The organism is Streptomyces sp. NPDC050806 (genome assembly GCF_055586425.1).
Genome location: NZ_JBVJIF010000002.1, coordinates 543,568 through 563,505 on the forward strand (window position 1 = coordinate 543,568; position 19,938 = coordinate 563,505).

17 protein-coding genes are annotated in these 19,938 nt (G+C 73.8%); 10 read left to right on the forward strand and 7 right to left on the reverse strand.

Annotated elements, in window-relative coordinates; genetic code table 11:
- Window positions 1-52 precede the first annotated feature (52 nt).
- The 9 genes from ACZ6WH_RS07870 (at window position 53) to ACZ6WH_RS07910 (ending at window position 14,370) form a co-directional block, all read left to right on the forward strand.
- The gene (locus ACZ6WH_RS07870; protein ID WP_469726801.1) at window positions 53-316 is read left to right on the forward strand and encodes a hypothetical protein; all 264 of its coding nucleotides are present in this window, start codon (window positions 53-55) and stop codon (window positions 314-316) included.
- A gap of 3 nt (window positions 317-319) precedes the next feature.
- Window positions 320-3,391 carry a non-ribosomal peptide synthetase gene (locus tag ACZ6WH_RS07875; RefSeq protein ID WP_469726802.1) on the forward strand — a complete coding sequence of 1,024 codons (3,072 nt, stop codon included), beginning with the start codon at window positions 320-322 and terminating at the stop codon, window positions 3,389-3,391.
- A 64-nt stretch (window positions 3,392-3,455) separates the two neighbouring features.
- Complete coding sequence (locus ACZ6WH_RS07880; RefSeq protein ID WP_469726804.1) at window positions 3,456-6,491, forward strand: type I polyketide synthase; 3,036 nt, start codon at window positions 3,456-3,458, stop codon at window positions 6,489-6,491.
- On the forward strand, window positions 6,488-7,609 hold the full coding sequence (locus tag ACZ6WH_RS07885; protein ID WP_469726805.1) for a MupA/Atu3671 family FMN-dependent luciferase-like monooxygenase: 1,122 nt from the start codon (window positions 6,488-6,490) through the stop codon (window positions 7,607-7,609). Before ACZ6WH_RS07880 ends, ACZ6WH_RS07885 begins: the two co-directional genes overlap by 4 nt.
- Entirely contained in the window at window positions 7,606-9,423 is a 1,818-nt protein-coding gene (locus ACZ6WH_RS07890; RefSeq protein ID WP_469726807.1) for a condensation domain-containing protein, read from the forward strand. The genes ACZ6WH_RS07885 and ACZ6WH_RS07890 overlap by 4 nt, the downstream gene beginning before the upstream one ends.
- The gene (locus ACZ6WH_RS07895) at window positions 9,413-10,708 is read left to right on the forward strand and encodes an MFS transporter (protein WP_432851608.1); all 1,296 of its coding nucleotides are present in this window, start codon (window positions 9,413-9,415) and stop codon (window positions 10,706-10,708) included. Before ACZ6WH_RS07890 ends, ACZ6WH_RS07895 begins: the two co-directional genes overlap by 11 nt.
- The gene (locus tag ACZ6WH_RS07900; protein ID WP_469726809.1) at window positions 10,701-11,999 is read left to right on the forward strand and encodes a condensation domain-containing protein; all 1,299 of its coding nucleotides are present in this window, start codon (window positions 10,701-10,703) and stop codon (window positions 11,997-11,999) included. The genes ACZ6WH_RS07895 and ACZ6WH_RS07900 overlap by 8 nt, the downstream gene beginning before the upstream one ends.
- Window positions 11,996-12,685 (forward strand): thioesterase II family protein, encoded by a 690-nt coding sequence (locus ACZ6WH_RS07905; RefSeq protein ID WP_469726811.1) that lies wholly within the window; start codon window positions 11,996-11,998, stop codon window positions 12,683-12,685. Before ACZ6WH_RS07900 ends, ACZ6WH_RS07905 begins: the two co-directional genes overlap by 4 nt.
- 77 nt (window positions 12,686-12,762) lie before the next feature.
- Window positions 12,763-14,370 (forward strand): amino acid adenylation domain-containing protein, encoded by a 1,608-nt coding sequence (locus ACZ6WH_RS07910; RefSeq protein WP_469726813.1) that lies wholly within the window; start codon window positions 12,763-12,765, stop codon window positions 14,368-14,370.
- 67 nt (window positions 14,371-14,437) lie between these two features.
- Here the strand turns inward: ACZ6WH_RS07910 and ACZ6WH_RS07915 are convergent, their stop codons facing one another.
- From ACZ6WH_RS07915 to ACZ6WH_RS07935, 5 genes are all read right to left on the reverse strand, one after another.
- Window positions 14,438-15,133, reverse strand: coding sequence for an HAD family hydrolase (locus ACZ6WH_RS07915; RefSeq protein ID WP_469726814.1), 696 nt, complete (start codon window positions 15,131-15,133; stop codon window positions 14,438-14,440).
- 90 nt (window positions 15,134-15,223) lie between these two features.
- The gene (locus ACZ6WH_RS07920; RefSeq protein WP_469726815.1) at window positions 15,224-15,961 is read right to left on the reverse strand and encodes a phosphatase PAP2 family protein; all 738 of its coding nucleotides are present in this window, start codon (window positions 15,959-15,961) and stop codon (window positions 15,224-15,226) included.
- Between the two features lie 65 nt (window positions 15,962-16,026).
- Window positions 16,027-16,962 (reverse strand): M56 family metallopeptidase, encoded by a 936-nt coding sequence (locus ACZ6WH_RS07925; protein ID WP_469726816.1) that lies wholly within the window; start codon window positions 16,960-16,962, stop codon window positions 16,027-16,029.
- Between the two features lie 136 nt (window positions 16,963-17,098).
- On the reverse strand, window positions 17,099-17,662 hold the full coding sequence (locus ACZ6WH_RS07930) for a DUF5134 domain-containing protein (protein WP_469726818.1): 564 nt from the start codon (window positions 17,660-17,662) through the stop codon (window positions 17,099-17,101).
- Between the two features lie 194 nt (window positions 17,663-17,856).
- Window positions 17,857-18,249, reverse strand: coding sequence for a VOC family protein (locus ACZ6WH_RS07935; RefSeq protein ID WP_469726819.1), 393 nt, complete (start codon window positions 18,247-18,249; stop codon window positions 17,857-17,859).
- 172 nt (window positions 18,250-18,421) lie between these two features.
- On the opposite strand from ACZ6WH_RS07935, the gene ACZ6WH_RS07940 reads away from it, so the two are divergent.
- Window positions 18,422-18,964: a GNAT family N-acetyltransferase gene (locus ACZ6WH_RS07940; protein WP_469726820.1), complete on the forward strand. Its 543-nt coding sequence runs from the start codon at window positions 18,422-18,424 to the stop codon at window positions 18,962-18,964.
- Between the two features lie 43 nt (window positions 18,965-19,007).
- Here ACZ6WH_RS07940 and ACZ6WH_RS07945 read toward each other — a convergent pair whose 3' ends face one another.
- Both ACZ6WH_RS07945 and ACZ6WH_RS07950 read right to left on the reverse strand, forming a co-directional pair.
- Entirely contained in the window at window positions 19,008-19,691 is a 684-nt protein-coding gene (locus ACZ6WH_RS07945; protein ID WP_469726821.1) for a glycerophosphodiester phosphodiesterase, read from the reverse strand.
- A gap of 89 nt (window positions 19,692-19,780) precedes the next feature.
- The gene (locus tag ACZ6WH_RS07950; RefSeq protein WP_351598893.1) at window positions 19,781-19,906 is read right to left on the reverse strand and encodes a hypothetical protein; all 126 of its coding nucleotides are present in this window, start codon (window positions 19,904-19,906) and stop codon (window positions 19,781-19,783) included.
- Between the last annotated feature and the right edge of the window lie 32 nt (window positions 19,907-19,938).

The window sequence follows — 19,938 nt, forward strand, 5'->3', positions numbered from 1 at the left end:
CCACTTCGGGCGGCGATGAATTCGGATCAGTGGGAATTCGGGGGACTTGTCAGTGGAATCGAATTCGTACCCTTCTGGCGCCTCTGCCGGCGATGTCATGGACCTGGCGGCGGGCCTTTGGCTTGAGATTCTGGGGCCCGATGCGGACACCGGCACGGGATTTCTGGAGAACGGCGGCGATTCGTTTCGCGCGGTCCTGCTGACCGCGCGCCTGTATGAGTTGACGGGCCGTCAGGTCGAGTATCTGGACGTGCTGGAGGCGGGCGGGGCGCAGGCGATCGCCCGTCTGCTCACCACCGACGCCGCGGGGAGCTGAGCCATGGGCTGTGAGCTGGCACCCAACCAGGTCGATCTCTACACCGCGGACCACGCCACCGACGACCCCGCCACCTATCTGGTGAACGCGGTCTACCGGATCACCGGCCCCCTCGACGCCGACCTGCTGGCCCGGAGGCTGGAGCGGCTGCTGGACGCCCATCCGGTGCTCGCCGCCCGGGTGGTGCGGGACGGAGAGTCCTGGCTGCTCGAAGAGGCCCCGGACCGCCCGCAGTTGTCGTGCGCCGTGCTCGACGCCGACCCGGACGGCGCATCCGCACGACAACGCGTGCACGACGAACTCCGCGTCCCGCTGGACCTCGCCAAAGGACCGCTGCTGCGGGTCGTCCTGCTCCGGCACCGGCCGCAGACCGCCGACCTCCTGATCGTCGCCCACCACCTCGTCGTCGACGGACATTCCATGGGCCTCATCGCCCGGGCTCTGCTCACCGACACCGTGGAGAGCGGCCCCGACTTCGCCGAGTGGGCCGCGGCGGCCCGCGGCCGGCTGTCCGCACGCAGCGCCGACGCGCCCGCCATCCGCGCCGAACTCGCCGCCGCCGACAGCGCCCCCTCCCTCGACTGGGCCGCACCCGACGGCCCACCGGCCGAGGACGGCCCGGCCGGGGGAGTGGCCGAGGCGATCGTCCCCGCCGCGCTGCACGAGAGCATCCGGCGGCTCGGCACCGACCTCGGCATCACCGCCCACTCGGTGGTGCTGGCCGCCGCGGGATTCGTCATCGGCCGCAACTCCGGCTGCGCCACCCCGGTCGTCGGCACCACCGTCTCCCGCCGCCCGGCCGCTCACTCCGGCACCGTCGGGTACTTCAACACCACCGCGCCGGTCCCCGTCGGCCTCGACGACGAGAGCACCGTGTCGGAGTTCCTGCGCGCCGTACACCGCCGCGGAGTGCGGGCATACCGCGATGCCGACCTGCCGCTGTCCGCCGTCTGGCCCGCCTCGGCCCGCACCGCACCACAGGTGGTGCTGGCCGCCATCGACGCGCTGCCGCACCTGACCGAGGGCGAGCCGGCCGCCGTACCGCACGCGGACCAGGGCCTCGGCACCGCGCACTTCCCGCTGACGATCGGCCTCTACCAGCAGCCCGGCCAGCAGGGCGGCATCCGCATGCTGCTGCGCCACCAGCGCGCCCTGGTCGACGACTCGGCAGCGGCGCTCTTCTTCCGGCAACTGCTCCGGGTGCTCGACGAGTTCACCGGCGACCCGGCGAAGCGGCTGGGCGCGGTGACCACGCTCACCGGCCCCGAGCTGCTCGACGGGCTCGCCACCGGCCGCGGCACGCCCCTGGACGTACCCGCCGACACTCTTGCGCAGCGGTTCGCACGCCAGGCGGCCGAGGCCGCCGACCGCACGGCCGTCGTCTGCGGCGCCGACCGCCTCACCTACCGCGAACTGGACCAGCGCTCACGCAACCTGGCCGCCGCGCTCGGCGAGGCCGGGGTACGGCCCGGCGACCGGGTGGGGGTGTGCCTGGACCGTGGCATCGGACAGGTCACGGCGGTCCTCGCCGTGCTGCGCGCCGGAGCGGCCTACGTGCCCCTCGACCCCGACTATCCGCCGCAGCGGCTGGCGTTCGTCATCGAGGACACCGGGCTGCACACCGTCATCACCGCGGACGGGCTGCTGTCCGCGGCCGGCGGGCTGTCCGTCGTCCCGGTGGACGCCGTCCCCGAGGACCCGGAGCGGCCGCTGCCCTCCTTCACCGCCGATGCCACGGCCTACATCATCCACACCTCGGGCTCCACCGGCCGGCCCAAGGGCGTCCTGGTCAGCCACCGCAACGTGATCGCGCTGCTCGCCGCCACCGAAACGGGCTACGCGCCCGGACCCGACGACGTCTGGACGTACTTCCACTCCCTGGCCTTCGACTTCTCCGTCTGGGAGATCTGGGGCTGTCTGCTCAGCGGCGGCCGGCTCGTCGTCGTCCCCTACGACGTCTCCCGCGATGCCGAGGCATTCCACGCCCTGCTGCGCGCCGAGGGCGTGACGGTCCTCAACCAGACGCCCTCCGCGTTCGCCCAACTCGTCGGCACCCGGTCCTTCCAGGACGGCGGTCTCGCGGTACGGCTGCTCATCTTCGGCGGAGAGGCCCTGGACCGCGGCGTCCTGCTGCCCTGGATGGACCGCTACCCCGAGGACGTCTGCCGCGCCGTCAACATGTACGGCATCACGGAGACCACCGTCTTCTGCACCTGGCACACCGTGGACCGAGAGGAAGCGCGGCGGGGCAGCCGCTCCATCGGCCGGCCCGTCCCCGGCTGGGACGTCTACGTCCTGGACGGCCGCGGCCGGCCGGTGCCCCCCGGAGTGCCGGGTGAGCTGTACATCGGCGGCGCCGGGGTCACCCAGGGGTACCTGAACCGGCCGGAGCTGAACGCCGAGCGGTTCCTGGACGGCCTGCCGGACCTGCCCGGCCGGCGCCTCTACCGCAGCGGGGACCTGGGGCGCTTTCTGCCCGACGGCCGCGTCGAGTACCTCGGCCGCCTCGACGAACAGGTCAAAATCCGCGGACACCGCATCGAGCCCGGCGAGATCCGGCACTCCCTGCTGGAGGACCCGCGCGTACGCGCCGCCGCCTGCGTGGTGCGCGTCCCCGGGGGCCCCGACACCGCGCGGGTGGACGCCTACGTCGTCACCGACGAGCCCGACGCGCTCGCCGACATCCGCCACCGGCTCGCCGACCGGCTCCCCGGGCACGCACTGCCCGCCACCCTCACCGCGGTGCCCGAACTGCCCCTCACGCCGAACGGCAAGCTCGACACCGCCCGCCTTCCCGAGCCCGCGTCGACGGCGCCCGCCCCCGGTCGGGACACCGCACCGGAGGAGCCCGACGGCCCCTGGGCGTCCGTGGCGCAAACCTGGCAGGAAGTACTCGGCGTCCCCGTCGGCGCGGACGACAGCTTCTTCGACCTCGGCGGCACATCGGTGCAGGCGGTACTGCTCGTCACGGCACTGCGCGAGGACTTCCCCGAGGTCCGGCTGCGCGACGTCTTCCGCAACTCCACCCCCAGGCGGCTGGCCGCCGCCCTCGGCCGGCACGCGGCGCAGTCATGACCGAGCCCGTTCGCCCCGGGGGAAACGCCCCGGCCCGGTCGTACGTACGTGAAGGAGCACCGGCATGACTGAGTCGGACCGTCAGGACGACACGGTGGCCGTCGTCGGCCTGGCGCTGCGGGTCCCCGGAGCGTCGGACCCGGACACGTTCTGGGCGAACCTCGTCGCGGGCAAGGTGACCGTGCCCGCGGCCGGCGACCCCGTCGAGCAGGCGGGCGAAGCGCCGATGACCGCCGGGCAGATCGACCGCTATGCCCAATTCGACGCCGAACTCTTCGGCATGACACACGCGCAGGCGGCCCTCACGGACCCCCAGCACCGCGTGCTCACCGAGCTGGCCTGGGAGGCGATGGAGGACGCCGGACTGGACACCACCCGGTCGACCGACCGGGTCGGCGTGTTCGTCGGCTGCGGGCCCGATGACTACCTGCACCACAACGTCCGGCGCCACGACCGCACCGTGCGCACCCAGGGAGCCGAGCAGATCCTGTTCGGCAACTCCCGCGACTACCTCGCCACGGCCCTGTCCTACCGCCTGGGCCTGACCGGCCCCAGCATGACCGTCCAGACGGCGTGCTCCACCTCGCTGGTCGCCGTCCACCAGGCGGTGCGCAGCCTGCTGACGTACGAGTGCGACGTCGCCGTCGCCGGTGGCGTGACCGTCTTCCCCGTGGAACGGCCCGAGTACCGGTGGGCGGAGGGCGGCATCTACGCGCCGGACGGCCGCTGCCGGGCTTTCACCCGCGGCAGCGGCGGGACGGTTCCGGCCAGCGGGGCCGGCGTCGTGGTGCTGCGCCGGGGCGCCGACCTTCCGCGGCCGGGCCGGGCCGCGCGGGCCCATATCGTGGGCAGCGCCGTCAACAACGACGGAGCGGACCGGATGGCCATGTCCGCGCCGAGCCCCCGCGGACAGGCCGAGGCGATCCGCGAAGCCCTGGAGGTCGCCGCGCTCACCCCCGCGGACATCGGCTACGTCGAGGCCCACGGCACCGGCACCGTCCTCGGTGACCAGGTCGAACTCGCCGCACTCGCCGAGGTGTACGGCACGGCGCAGGCCGGCTGTGCGATCGGCGCCGTGAAGCCGAACATCGGCCACACCGACACCGCCGCCGGAGTGGTGGGGCTGATCAAGACGGTGCTGGCCCTGCAGCACGACACCGTGCCACCGCTCCCCTCCCAGCCGGGCGACGGACCCGACGCCGACCTGGGATCCCCCCGGTTCTTCATCCCCCGCGAAGCCCGCCCGTGGAGCGCCACGCTGCCCCGCCGCGCCGCCGTCAGCTCCTTCGGCCTCGGCGGAACCAACGCCCACGTGGTCCTCGCGCCCGCAGCGGCGGACGGCCCTGCCGGAGGCGGGCCCACGCAGAGCGGCAGCGCCCATGCGGTGGACCGGCCGGCCGGCACCCCCCGAGTCGCCGCCCTGTCGGCCGCCACCCCCCAGGCGCTGCGCGACCGCGCCCAGGATCTCGCCGACTGGCTCGACGGGCCGGGCGCGGACGTCCCGCTCGACGATGTGCTCGGCACGCTGTGGCACGGCCGGCGCCACCTCGCACACCGGGCCGCGATCGCCCTGCCCCATGACGCCGCGCGGATGCGAGCGGCGCTGCGGCAGGGCCTGCACGAGGCCGCCCGCGCGGCCGACGTGCCGCCGGCCGCGCCCGACCCCGCCGTGGCCGTGTTGCTGCCCGGGCAGGGCATCCGGCTCACGGCCGCCGACCTGCCGGCCGACGACCCGGCCTTCGCAGCCGACCTTGCCCGGCTGCAGGCCGCCGTCCTGGACGCCGGCGGCCCGGACCTGCGGTCCTTCGCGGACTGGGGCAGCGGCGACCCCCGGCTCCTCGACACCGCGGTGGTCCAACCGCTGCTGTTCACCGCCTCGTTGGCCCACCTGTGGTGGCTGGAGCGCCAGGGCATACGGCCCGACACCCTCCTCGGCCACAGCATCGGGGAGCTCACCGCCGCCGCGTACGCCGGGGTGCTCGACGTCGAGGACGCCGCGGCCGCGGTCGTCCGGCGCGGCGCGCTGATGGGCGAGGCCCCGGCCGGGGCGATGCTGGCCGTGCCCCTCGACGAGACGGCGGCCCGCGCGCTCGTCGACGGCCTGCCGGCCGACGTGTGCGGCGTCAACGGCCCCGACGACGTCGTCCTGGGCGGTGACCTCGCCACCGTCGCCGAAGTGGAACGACGGTGTGCCGAGCGCGGCCTCGCCACCACCAGGCTGGCCACCTCGCACGCCTTCCACACCCGCGCGATGGAACAGGCCGCCGCCCGCTTCGGGGAGTTCCTGGGCACGCTGCGGCTCTCCGCCCCGCGCACCACAGTGATCTCCAACCTCACCGGCGCGGCGCTCACCACGGAGCAGGCGACCTCGCCCGACTACTGGGCGGCCCAACTGCGGGGCACCGTACGGCTGGGCGACGGCGTACGCACGTTGCTGGCCGGGCGGTGCGACGTCGTCATCGGGGTGGGCGGCAGCCGGTCGCTCACCAATCCGGTGCGCCGCACGGCCCGCGTACTCGACATGTCACGCCCGCCCCGGACCGTCGAACTGCTCGGCGGCTCGGACCAGGACACGACACTCGCCCGCGACGCCGCCCTGGCCCAACTGTGGGCAGCAGGCTGCCCTCTCGGCTTCGCACCGCCCCTGCCGGAGCGTCCGGCTCCGCTGCCGCGCTACCCGTTCGCCGCCACCCGGCACTGGCTCGACGCGCCCGCCACCGCGCTCCACGACGTCGTGGACACCGCACCGCCGGGCCGGCAGGAGGCCGCCGCCCCCGCCGCGTCCAAGGAGGTGGCCGCCGCCGAGCCGGAGGCCGGGTCGAGCGACATCGCCGCGGCGATCACCGAGATCTGGCAGGACACCTTCGGCGGAGCGCCCCTCACGCCCGAGGACAACTTCTTCACGCTCGGCGGCACGTCCCTGCAAGCCGCACAGCTCATCGCCGTCATCAACGACACCCTGCTCCTCGCCCTGGTGCTCGGCGATCTCTACGAACACTCCGACCTGGCCGCCTTCATCCACAGAGCCGAGCAACTGGCCGCCGAACGAGACGACGACGCACTCCTGCGGCTGCTGGACGAGATCGAGGAGGCCTCGTGACCGACCTGTCCCGCCGACTGGCAGCCCTCACGCCCGAGCAGCGCAGGCTGCTCGGGCGGCGCCTCCAGCCCCGCGCCGACGGCACACCCGCCGGGGCCGGGGCCGACGGCGCCCCCCACCGGCAGAGCCTGTACTTCTTCGCCAGCGCCGACGCCGTCGCCGCACCGGAGTACTACCGCTTCGTCCTCGACGCCGCCCGGCAGGCGGACACCGCCGGCCTGCACGCGGTCTGGCTGCCGGAGCGCCACTTCGTGGACTTCGGCGGGCACTCGCCCAACCCGGCGGTGCTCGCCGCGGCCGTCGCCGTGCACACCGAACGCATAGAGATCCGGGCCGGCAGTGTCGCCGCGCCGTTGCACCACCCGGCCCGCATCGCCGAGGACTGGTCCGTCGTCGACAACCTCAGCGGCGGCAGGGCCGGGCTCTCCTTTGCCAGCGGCTGGCATCCCGATGACTTCGTCCTCGCCCGCACCGACTACGCCCGGCGCCGTGAGGACACCCTGCGGATCGTCGACCAGGTACGGGCCCACTGGAGGGGCGAGCGGGTGAGCCACCCCACCACCGCGGGCGGCACCGCCGCCGTCCGCACCGGCCCGGCCCCCGTACGACGCGAACTGCCCGTCTGGCTCACCTCGGCGGGCAATCCGCAGACCTTCGCCTCGGCCGCACAGGCCGGGCTCGGTGTGATGACCGCGCTGCTCGGCCAGACGATGCCGCAGCTACGGCAGAACATCGCCCACTACCGCGAGACATGGCGCCGCGCCGGCCACCCGGGAGAGGGCGACGTGGTGGTCATGGTGCACGCGTACGTCAGCGACCGCGACGACCTGGAGGAGTTCCTGCGTCCCGCGATGCACGGCTATCTGCGGGCCTACCGCAATCAGACCACCGCGCCCGGCGAGGACGAGAAGCTGCTGCTGGAAAGCGCCTACCTCAACTATCTCGCCGGGCCCTCGCTCCTGGGGCCGCCCGCCAAGGCGGCAGCCGTCCTCGGAGAGCTGCGGGAGGCGGGCGCCGACGAAGTCGGCTTCCTCGTCGACTTCGGCCTGCCCACCGACGAAGTGCTCAGCGCCCTGCCCGCCCTGTTCGCCTGTCTCCCCGCGGAGCGTGAACGATGACCGCAGCCCCCGACAGAGCCGCCCTCACAGCCCGGCTCGCGGGACTCTCGCCCCGGCAACGGGCCGCTCTGATGGCGCGGCTGTCCCGCGAACGCCAAGGGCCGCCGCCGCTCACGCCGCGCACGGGGCCGCGCGACACCGCGCCCCTCGGCATGGACCAGGAGCGCCTGTGGATCCTCGACCAGCTGTACCCCGGCACCATCACCTACACCCTCGGCTTCGGTCTGCGTTTCGTCGGCGCGTTCGACCGCGACGCGTTCACCGAGGCGGTGGCCACCGTGGTGCGCCGGCATGAACTGCTGCGCAGCACGGTCGAGGTGGAGGGGGCCGAGCCACGGCTGCGCGTCCACCCCGACCGCGGCGCGGACCTCACCTTCACCGACCTGTCGGGCGGCCCCGCCGAGGAGAAGGAGCAGCGCCGCCGCGCTTTCGTGTCCCGGCACGTACGTCGCCCGTTCGACCTGACCCGTGACCCGGTGCTGCGGATCGGCGTGGCCGACCTGGGCGGCGGCGACCACCAGATTGTCCAGACCATGCCGCACTCCTTCACCGACCAGTGGTCGTACGTACGGCTGAACCGGGAGCTGCTGGAGGCCTACCGGGCCCGGCTGGAGCACCGGAGACCCGAACTTCCGGACCTGCCAGTGCAGTTCGGCGACTACGCGCACTGGCAGCGCAGCTATTTCCACACCGAGCACGGTGAACGCCACCGTGCCTTCTGGCGCGACTACCTTGCCGACGCCCCGGACGCGCCCCTGCTGCCCTACGACCACCCCGTGGAGACCGAGGACCGGCGCGGCCGCCAGCACAACTTCGTACTGGACAAGCGCACGGCCGCCGCGTTCATCAGCCGCGCCAAGGCCGCGCGCAGCACCGTCGCCAACGCCATGGCCGCCGCGTATGCGGCCCTGCTGTACGAAGAGAGCGGCGAGCGCGACATCCTCGTCGGGGTGCCCAGCGTGACCCGCGGCCAGGCCGCGGTGCAGGACCTGGTCGGTTTTCTGCTGACCAACGTGCCGCTGCGGATCCGGGTACCGGAGAACCCGACACCGAACGACTTCCTGGCCGCGGCCCAGGCGGCGGGCGCGGCCGTCTCGGCGCATCACGAGACGCCGTTCGGCGAGATCGTCCGGGCCGCGGCGCCGGAGCGGACCGCGCACGGCTACCCGCTGCTGCGTACCATGCTGGTCCACCTCGACCTGGCCGAGACGGTCGCCTACGACGTGCCCGGCGCCACTGTCTACGCCAACGCCGTGCCCGAAGGCATCTCCTCCATGGACGTCACGGTCGCCTGGTGGCACCTGGGCGACCTGGTCTACGGCCGCTTCGAGTACCGGACCGCCCTGTTCGAACCGGAGACCATCGACCGCCTCGCCCGGCGCCTGCTGCAACTGGTGGAGCTGTTCGCCGCCTCCCCGGACACGCCCCTCGTCAGTCCCGCCGCCCGGGGCCGCGACGCCGTCGCCGCCGCCTGGCGCGAGGCGCTGGCCCAGTACGGCGACGCCCCCGACGAGGCCTTCGCCGCGAGCGGCGGCACGCCGCTGCTGGCCGCCCGGCTGGCCCGGCTGCTCCGCCGCGCGGGCTTCGACATGCGTCCCGGGGACATCACCCCGGGCGCCACGCTCCCCGAACTGACCGCACTGCTCCTGGCACGTGGGAACCCGCTGCGGCCGGACGACCCGCAGAGCTCCACGGTGCCCGGCCTCGTCGGGGTCGAGGAGCAGTACCTGGAACGCCTCTTCGCCGACGCGAAAGGCACCCCGGTCCACGACGGCACACCCCCCACCCGTCCGGAGGAAACCCATGACCTCTGACCCGGGCACCGCGCCTGCGACACGGCAGCGCCGGCCGCTGTTCATGATGCTGCTGGCGCACTACCTGTCGTCCTTCGGCAACGCCATCACGGTGATCACCGTGCCGCTGTACGTCCTCCACACCACCGGCAGTTCCGTCTCGACCGGACTCGCCGGCTTCGCCAACACGCTGCCGCTGATCTTCGCGGGTGCCGTGGGCGGGGTATGGATCGACCGCATCGGCGGCAAGCGGATGAGCGTGCTGAGCGATGTCGTCGCGGGCGTCTCCATCGGCCTGGTCCCGCTGCTCGACAACACCGTGGGACTGCCCCTGCCCGTCCTGATGGGGCTGCTCTTCGGCCGCAGCCTGGGCTCCACGCCGACCGGTGCCGCACGGCAGAGCCTGATCAAGCCGCTCGCGGAGCAGTCAGGGGTCCGCCTGGCGAGCGCCAACTCGTGGATGCAGGGCGCCCCCCGGCTCGGCCTGCTCGTCGGCGCACCGCTGGCCGGCCTGCTGGTCGCCGTGTCCGGACCGGTGACCGGCATGTACGTGGACGCCGGTACCTTCCTGCTGTCCGCCCTGCTGGTCGCGGTCGGCGTACCCAACAGGTCCGCATCCGCTTCCGCCGCCCCGCGTGATCATGGCTTCTTCCGGCAGCTCGCCGAGGGGGCCAAGCTGGTGCGGGGGATTCCCGTGGTCGGTGCCATGACCGCTTTCGTCTTCGTCACCAACTTCCTCGACGACGCCTTCAACCCGGTGATCCTGCCGGTCTACTCGGACGAGGTGCTCGGCAGCGGACAGTATCTGGGCTGGCTGGTCGCCGCCTCCGGTTGCGGCGCAGTCGCCGGTACGTTCGCCTACAGCCCCGCCAGCGCCCGCTGGCTGACCAGCCGCCGCTGGACGCTGCTCGGCTGCTTCCTGGTCATCGGCGCCCTCCGGCTGGCCCTGGGCGGCATGCCGGGCGTGGTGCTGAGCATCGTGATCTCCTTCCTGCTCGGCCTCGCGGCCGGACCGCTCAATCCGGCCCTCTCCACCGTGATGCTGGAGAAGGTCCCGGAAGCCGCCTTCGGCCGGGTCTTCGCCCTCACCTCCGCCGTCGGGATGAGCGCCGCCCCGATCGGCATCCTCGTGGCGGGGTGGTCGATCCATGGCATCGGGCTGCGCGGAACCCTTCTTCTCTTCGGCACCGCGTACATCGTCCTGGTGCTCGTCTCGCTGCGCAGCCGAGCGCTGCGCGACATGGACACGAAGCCGGCACCGGCCGAGGACTCCGCGGATTCCGGCAAGGAGCTGGCCCGTGAGTGAGGACACGACGGTCCGGGTGCAGCGGGCCTCTGCGCTGGAACGGCAGTTCTGGGTCGGCGAGCAGATCGCGCCCTCGACCCGGGCCAACCGGGCCCTCGCCCGGATCCGGGTCGACGGCCCCCTCGACCGGCACGTCCTTCGGGCGGCCCTGGGCGCGGTCACCGCCCGCCACGAGGCGCTGCGCACCGCCTTCGTCGTCGAACAGGGCCGGCTGGTACGCAAGGCGCTCCCACCCCGGGACGCCGCGCCCCCGCTGCACCTCCCCGCGGGCACCGGCCCCCACGACGCGGCTGCGGCCCTGCTGGCGGACGATGCCCTGGACCTCGCCACCGGACGCGTGCTCCGCACCGCCCTGGCGCCCGACGAGGCCGGTGCCACGCTCTACCTGCTGGCGCATCACATCGCCTTCGACGGGTTCTCCCAGGAGATCTTCAGCGCCGACCTGGCCCGCGCTTACGCCCTGGCCGCCGCAGGGGAGAACCCCGCCCTGCCCGCCCTGGAGCGGCAGAGTCCCGCCGAGCCGACCCCCGCCGAACGCACGGAACTGGCCACCCACTGGCGGACGCTGCTCGACGGTGCGGCCGAACTCCCCCTGCCGGACACCGCCGCGGTTCCCGGCCCCAGCCAGCGGGAGCTGGCCGAGGCCGAACTGGCCGAAACGAGCGTCGAGCTTCCCGCCGCCACCTGGCAGGCCGTACGAGCTCGCGCCAGACGTGGCGGCTGCTCGCCGTACGCGGTGCTCCTGGCGGCCCTCGGCCGGGCGCTGGCCGCACTCACCGGGGGCGCCGACTTCTGTGTCGGAACGCCGGTGGCGGCACGCACGCCCGGCCAGACCGACGAGATCGGCTACCTGACGAACACGCTGCCCGTGCGGATGCCCGGCCTGTCCGGGCCCGGCGCCGTCGAGCGGGTCTGGAGCTCCCTGCGCGAAAGCATCATCGGCGCTGCCCTGCCGTGCGACGAGATCATCCGCTCGGGCCGGGCGACGGCCGGCCGACGGATGCCCGTCTACCAGGCGCTGTTCGCCTTCGAAAGCTGGCAGCGGGCAGAACACGCCGCCGGCCCGGTGCGGATCCACGCCCTCTCCACCCCGCCCATCGGCGGACACGCGGAGGTCCAGCTCCATGTGACGGAGCTGCCCGCGGGAGCCCTGCACTGCATCGCCCAGGCACCGCTGAGCAGCCCCTGGCAGAACCGGACGGCCGCACTGCTGCGCGCCTTCGATGACCAGCTCGCCCTGCTCTGCGCCGACTCCGATGCCGGACCCTCCCTTCCGAAGGACGCCGTATGACCACCGCAGTGATGTGCCTGCCCTTCGCGGGCGCCGGAGCCGGGATCTACCGCCGCTGGCGCGGCGCGGAGTCCGCCGTGCTACGGGCGGTACCGATCCAGGTACCCGGCCGGGAGGAGGAGTTCGGCGAGCCGTTCTACACGACCATCGCCGAGGCCGCGTCCGGCACCGCACGACGCATCCAGGACGCCGCGGTGGACGGGCAGCCGTTCCTCGTGTTCGGACACAGCTTCGGCGCGATCCTCGCTTACGAGGCCACCCGGCACCTGGCCGAGACCGGCGGCCCGCTGCCCCGTCGCCTGGTGGTCAGCGGCTCCACCAGCCCCTCCTACCGGCAGGCGGAACGGCTGGACGGCGACGACGAGGAAGTCATCGAGCGTGCCAAGGCCATCGCGGGCCGGGACATACCGGAATACACCGAACCGCAACTGCGTGACCTCCTGCTGCCGGTGATGCGGGCCGACGTGAACCTGATGGCGGACTACGTACCGCTCGGCCGTGATCCGCTGCCGCTGCCGATCACCGCGATCCGCGGGGACCAGGACCCGCTCGCACCGGAGAAGGAGTGGCTCGACTGGGCCGCATTCACCTCCGAGGACTTCGACACCGTGGAGTTCACCGGCGGCCATATGTACCTCACGGAGTGCTGGCCGCAGCTGTGGAAGACGCTGGAACAGCTGGTGTGAGCCCGCTCCGCGCCGCCCTCCGACACCGGCGCCACCGCCCCGCCACCCCGGAAAGCCGCGAACAACTGGACGCACTGATGGAATCTGCCACCCTCGTCGATCTCTTCGTCACGAGCGCCCGACGTCACCCCGACCGCACAGCGCTCGACGTGCGGGACACCACTCTCACCTACCGGCAACTGGACACCGCCTCGGCCCGCCTGGCCGCCGTGCTGGCCGGCCGTCTCCCGGGGCGCCCGGCCAGGGTCGGGCTGTTGGCCGCCCGCAGCGTCGCGGCCTACACGGGCTATCTGGCCGCACTGCGCCTGGGCGCGGCCGTCGTCCCCCTCAACCCGTCCTTTCCGGCCGCACGGCTGCGCACGATCGCGGACATGACGGACCTGGACCTGATCGTGGCCGACGAGTACGCCAGGGGCCGCGCCGAAGAGCTGGCCGCGACCGGGCCGGACGACCGGGAGCTGCCGCCCCTTGTCACAGTGACGGAGGCCGCGGCCGGCGACGGGGGGACAACGGGGGAGGAACCGGCTCCCGCGGTGCGGGTCTCACCCGAGGACGTCGCGTACATCCTCTACACCTCGGGATCCACGGGCCGGCCCCGCGGCGTGCCGGTCCGGCACGCGCGCGTGGTTCCGACGCTGCGCTGGCTGCTCGAATACAACGCCTTCGCTCCGGAGTCCCGGGTCTCGCAGAACGTGGAGATCTCCTTCGACGTCGCGGTCTTCGAGATCTTCGCCGCTTGGGCCAGCGGCGGAGCCCTCGTGGTGCCCGGCCCCAACGACGTCGTACGACCGTCGCCCTATGTGAACGGCAAACGCATCACCCACTGGTTCTGCGTCCCGTCGGTGGGCAGCATCGCCGCCCGCACCGGCGCGCTGGCCCCGGGCTCCATGCCGGCGCTGGAAGCCGTGATGTTCGGAGGCGAGCGACTGCTGGCCGAACAGGCCGAACAGTGGGCCGCGGCGGCGCCCGCCGCCCGGCTGTGGAATCTGTACGGACCGACGGAGGTCGCCATCGTCTCCGCGGGGCAGGACCTCGGCGGCAAGGGGGCGCTGCTCGCGGCGGGCACCAACGGCACCCTGCCGATCGGTGAGGTGCCGCCGCACCTGGAACACGTGGTCCTCGACGAGTCCGGCGAGCCTGCCGGGACAGGTGAGCTCTGTCTCCGCGGTGTCCAGCGGTTCGACGGCTACCTCGACCCGGCCGACAACGCCGGCCGCTTCGTGGCGTGGAGCCCGGGCCGGGCCGCCACGGCGCACGACGCCACGCAGCCGCTGACCAGGGACCTCTGGTACCGCACCGGTGACCGAGTGCGCCGCGAGGACGGGGGCCTGGTCCACCTGGGACGCCTCGACCACCAGGTGAAGGTGCGCGGTCATCGCATCGAGCTGAGCGAGATCGACACCACACTGGCACGGCACCCGGCTGTGCGCGACGCGGTTGCGGTGGTCCACGAGCACGACGGCGAGGCCGAGTTGGCCGCCTACTACACGGGCGAGGCGACCCCGCAGCGTGAACTCATCGCCTTCTTGCGCGAGTTGTTGCCCGTCTACATGATCCCGAGGCGTTTCACGCAGTTGCGGGAGCTGCCCCTGAACGCCAACGGCAAGGTGGACCGTACCGCCTTCGCCTCCGAGCCTCGCACCACAGCCCGGCCCAGTGGGGGTAAGGACTCCGGCGACGCGTGACGCCCTCCCCGCACGTCCGCCACCTCCGGCTTGTTCTCACTGGACGTCCGGTCGGCCGGGGCTGAGCTCAGCCCACCAGGCCGAGGACCGGACGCAGGCCGTCCGGGCGTTCGGCGGCCGGGAGGTGGTCGACGGGGAAGTAGCCGCAGCCGAGCGCCCGGGCGCCGCCGTCCGCGTGGCGGTCGTCGCCGACCATCAGGACGTCCTGCGCGGCGAGCCCCAGCTCCCGGCAGGCCAGTTCGAAGAGGCGCGGGTCGGGCTTCTGAACGCCGTGCTCGTAGGAGAGCACGTACGCGTCGATCAGCGGGGCCAGTCCGTGCGCCCGCAGCACCGGCCGCAGGTCCCAGCCGATGTTGCTGACCACCCCGGTCGCCACGCCGCGCTCGCGCAGCCCGCGCAGCACGTCGGCGGCGTCCGGGTACGGCGCCCAGGCGGCCGGTGACTTGTGGCGGACGTACAGCGTGTCGTACAACTCCTCGGCCGGCAGCGGCACCTGGCGGGCGAGCCCGGTGTACAGCTCGCGGTGGTGTTCCGCCGTACGGTCCCGGATGCGCCACAATTCCGTCAGTCCGTCGGGCAGCCGCTCCGGGGAGGACCCGCCGGGCAGCGCGCCGGCGCGGTCCAGCTCCCGTGCGGTGTGGGCGAATTCCTCCGCCGTCATGGTGATACCGGTCTCGTCCAGCGCGCCGCGCAGCCACGAGGTAACCGACTCGATCCGCAGCAGCGTCCCGGAAAAATCGAAGAGCACACCCTTGTACGCCATGACCACATCCTGACCCGTCCGGCGCCCCGGACCAAGCACGACCACCGTTGCGTCGGTGCACCGACGCAACGGGCCGGTCGCGGTGGGCGGTCAGCTCCGGCCGGGTGGGCCGGGTGTCGCCGCCGTCGACGCGAGCCGTGTGTAGAGGCCCGCCGCCACCGCCACCAGGGCCGCGCCGAGGAGCCAGCCGGCCAGCACGTCGGAGAGCCAGTGCACGCCCAGGTACAGGCGGGTGGCGCCGACACCGAGCACGGACACCACGGCCACCGCGCCCACCACCCGCAGCCACGTCACGGGCGCGCCGCGCTCGCGCAGTACCCACAGCGCCAGTCCGGCCGCGACCATGGCGGTCATCGCGTGCCCCGAGGGGAACGCGGCGTAGTGGGCCGAGTCGACCGGGTCCGGCCAGACCGGGCGCGGCCGGTCCACCGCGGCCTTGACGCCCTGCTGGAGCAGCGTCCCGGCGACGGACGCGGCCGCGACCCAGGCCGCGAGGACGCGCACCCCGCACCACAACAGCCACCCCACCAGCACCACCAGCGCCGCGCGCATGGTCCAGGGGTCCCACACCCAGTCGCTGAGGACGCGGTTCACCGCGGTCCAGTCCGGCGAGGTGCGCGCGACCCGGTGCAGTTCCCCGGCGACCGTCCGGTCCGCGTGCATCAGCGGTGGCCAGCGGACGATCACGAGGACGGCGAGCGCCACGGCCACCGCGGCGAGCCACCCCGCGGCGCGGAGCGCCCGCGCGCTTGTCGTGGGCCCGGACGGCACGGCGGGCCCGGAGGCACTGTCGATCCCGGAAGACGACGGAGGCGACGGAGATCCCATGCCTCGATCCTGACGGAACGACCCCGGTCAGGGCCACTCGTGGCCGCGCGCGTCGTTCGCCGCCGTCACGCGAGGGCGCTCAGCCCCGGTACGAAGGTGACGAGCAGCGGTACGACCGGTACCAGCGCGGCCATGGCCGTCATGCCCAGGCGGCGGCCCGGGGTGAGCCGGGGCGCGGGGGAGAGCAGCCGGTCGACCCGCGCCGGGACCTGCGCGCACTGGGTCGGGGTGGGGCCGAAGACCCCGCGGTCCTCGTTCAGTTCGACCAGTGCCAGGGCGGTCGTGAGCCGTCCGAAGCGCCGGGAGGCGATGTCGTCGGCGGACAGTTCCACGAGCCGGTGCACCTGGTCCTGGAACGCGGCGAAGACCGGCACCTGCGGAAAGCCGACAGCCAGCGCCGCCGCGCAGTGCAGCAGCAGGTGATGGCGGGCGCGGGCGTGGCCCTTCTCGTGCGCGATCACCGCGTCGAGCTGCTGCCCCTTCAGCCGGCGCAGCGCGCCGGTGGTGACCACCAGCTGGGGCGACAGGCCGGGCAGCCACCACGCCTCGGCGCGGTCGCCCTCCAGCACCACCATCGGGTCGCCGGTCCGCTCCTCGCCGGGCAGCAGCGGGGAGCGCAGCGCGACATCGGCGCGGTGCCGTTTGCGGCGCGCCCGCGCGGCCCGCACCTCCCGGGTCAGCACGACGGCGGTCCACGCCCCGCCGCAGGCGAGGAGGACGGCCAGCGGCGCGGCCCAGGAGCCGTACGCACCGAGCGCGTACGCCTCGATGACGCCGCGCGGGGCGAGCGCGAAGACGTTGCCCCGGACGGCTTCCCAGGCAGCCGCGGCACTCAGCGACATGGCCAGCACACAGCACAGCAGCACACCGGCGACCACGCACTGCCAGACCCAGAGAGCGAGCACCGGCTCGCGGTCGGGCCAGCTCGCACGGGCCATCAGGCGCGGCGCCACTGCCGCCGCCAGCGCGCCGAGGAGGATCAGCGCGAAGGGGACCATCATGGCCGTCACTTTATGAGCGGGAGGCTACTGAGAGGTACGGTCTCGCCCAGAGAGTGACGCATACCACCGGCAGTTGAGGTGTGAGGCGCTCAGGGGAGCCGCCACGGCTCGCCCCGGGCCTCCCCACCGCCGCGCCTCACACCGCCAGCAGCATCGTGAACATCCCCATGCTCATCGCAGTCCGGCAGGCGCTCAGCAGCTCGGGCCTCGGCACGGCCGCCACCCCGCCGCCCGGCGCGCTCCCCGCAGCCAGCACGGCGGGGGCCGGTATCAGCCGGAGGCCGGAGGCGACGGCGTGCGCGGCGTAGTAGGCGAGCAGCAGGCCGGTCAGGACGGGCACGCCGCCCGCCCCGCCGTGGCCGCCGTGCCCGGCGCCGGCCGGCACCGCCGTCATCACCAGCGCCATGTAGACCATGGCGAGCGAACCCACGGCGTGGTGCGGATGGCGGGCGGCGACCGCCCAGACGCCCGCCGCCGCGAAGACCCCCACGAAGACCCATGCCGACCAGCCCGGCACGGGGACGGCCGAGGCGGGCAGCGCCATCACCCCCATGCCCAGCGCCATCACCGCCTCGCCGCGCGCCCGCCCGCGCAGGCCCGCGTCCCGCTCCGTCGCCGCCCGCGAGCGCGCGAGGCAGTAAATGCCCGCCGCTGCGCACAGTACGACCAGCAGCCAGCCGGTCGTCGTCGGTCCGTGCACGGTGTACCTCCCCCCGGAGCACCTACGGGCCGCGCGCGCCGGAACTCCGGCGCGAACGATCTCTTCCGCTCGCAGGATGCCCACCGGGACCCCGCTTCACGGGAGCGCACAGGCGCACTAGGGAGCGCGTGTGCGAATTACCGTCGGCCGCCGGGCCGGCGCCGGTCGTCCGGCCCCTCGGCCGACGGCACGCGTCAGATCCCCGGCCGGTACCGGATCGGGTGGTCCGCCGGGACCTCGGTGAGGACGATCCGGTGGCCGTCGGGGTCGGCGATCCACATCTCGATCAGCCCCCACGGCTCCTTGACCGGCGGCCGGAGGATCTCCACGCCGTTCGCCACCAGCTCCTTGTGCGCCGCGGCCGCGTCCGCGACCTGGAGCCAGAGCTGGAGCGTCGGGGTGGGCGGCTCCTCGGACCGGCCCGAGACCTCCAGGAAGCCGCCGCCGAGGAAGTACACGACCCCGCGCTCGGGCCCCGTACCGAACTCCCGGTACACGGGAAGGCCCAGCGCCTTGCCGTAGAACTCCCGCGACCGCTCGGCGTCGGCCGGCCGCACCAGCACTCTGCTGCTCAGTACCTGCACCATGGCACGGACCCTAAAGGTTCCCGGGCTTCGGGAACACGGCGACGTGCGGGGCCGCCCCCTTGTTAGCCTCGACACGACCGGGCGCCACGCCTGCCCGGCACGCAGCCACCGGGCCACCCGCCCCGGCACGTACCCACGGCCCCGCCCGCCCCCGAGAGGACCCCCGCCCGTCATGGCCACCACGCCGGCTCCCGAGCTGACCTTCCGCCCCGCCACCGCGTCCGACGTCCCCGACCTCGTCGAGCTGATCGAGTCGGCGTACCGGGGCGACGCCAGCCGCGCGGGCTGGACCACGGAGGCGGACCTGCTCGCGGGGCAGCGCACCGACCCCGAGGGCGTCGCCGCGGTGGTCGAGGCCGAGGGCAGCCGGCTCCTGGTCGCCGAGCAGGACGGCGAGCTGGTGGCCTGCTGCCAGCTCGAACACCGCGGGGAGCACGCGTACTTCGGCATGTTCGCGGTACGCCCCACCCGCCAGGGCGGCGGCCTGGGCAAGGTGATCATCGCCGAGGCCGAGCGCACCGTGGCCGAGGAGTGGGACGCCCGCGAGATGCACATGACGGTCATCCGGCAGCGCGCCGAGCTGATCGCCTGGTACGAGCGCCGCGGCTACGCGCGCACCGGCCGGATGACCCCGTTCCCGTACGGCGACGAGCGGTTCGGCATCCCGCAGCGCGCCGACCTGGAGTTCGAGCTGCTGGTCAAGAAGCTGGCCTGACGCCGGTCGAGCAGCCGGCTCGGCCGGGCCCGCGCCGCGGCCGTTACGCCGTGAAGCGCGTCGCCCGGCGGATCTCGGGGAAGTCGGTGATCACGCCGTCCAGGCCGAGCCCGCGGGCGATCCGCAGCTGGTCGTGGGTGTTCACGGTCCAGGCGAGCACCCGCAGGCCCGCCGCGTGCGCGCGCTCGGTCAGCTCCAGGGTGAGCCGCCGGATGTTCAGCGAGACGTAGCCGGCGCCCACCGCCTGCGCCCGGTCCACCACGTCCTTGCCGTACCGGCTGGCCACGAGGCCGGTGCGGACGCCCGGCAGCAGCGCGCTGACCGCCGCCAGCGCCTCGTCGTGGAAGGAGATCACGTCGACCCGGTCGACGAGGTCCCGCTCGCGCAGCACGTCGGCCAGCGCGCGGGCCGCCGCCACGTCCTTGATCTCGGCCTGCAGCGGCGCCCGCACGGCGTCGACGACCTCTTCGAAGACGGGGATCCGCTCGCCCTCGCCCGCGTCCATCTCACGCAGCGCGGCGAGGGTGTGGTCGGCGATCGGCCCGTGCCCGTCCGTCGTACGGTCCACCTCCGCGTCGTGCATGACGACGAGCGCACCGTCCTTGCTGAGGTGCAGGTCCAGCTCGATGAGGTCGAGCCCCTCGTGTTCGGCGCGGCGGAAGGAACGCAGGGTGTTCTCCGGCTCCACGCCCATGACCCCGCGGTGTCCGATGGTCAGGAAGGACAAGGCTGCCTCGCTTCTGTGGCTGTCGGCTGTGGCTGGCGGTACGGCACCGGCAGCCGGCTGGGGCACGGCTGCCGGAAACGGCGGCCAGCCTAACGGGCCACGCTGACGGCGAAGGGAACACCGGATGTCGTCGCGGCGTGCCCGGCGCGGGCGCTCGCGACGCCCAGCACAAGGCCGGTGATGACGGCGGCGACCAGTACGGCACGGGTGCTCACGCGGGGTGTCTCCCTCGTCGACGGGCGGTGCG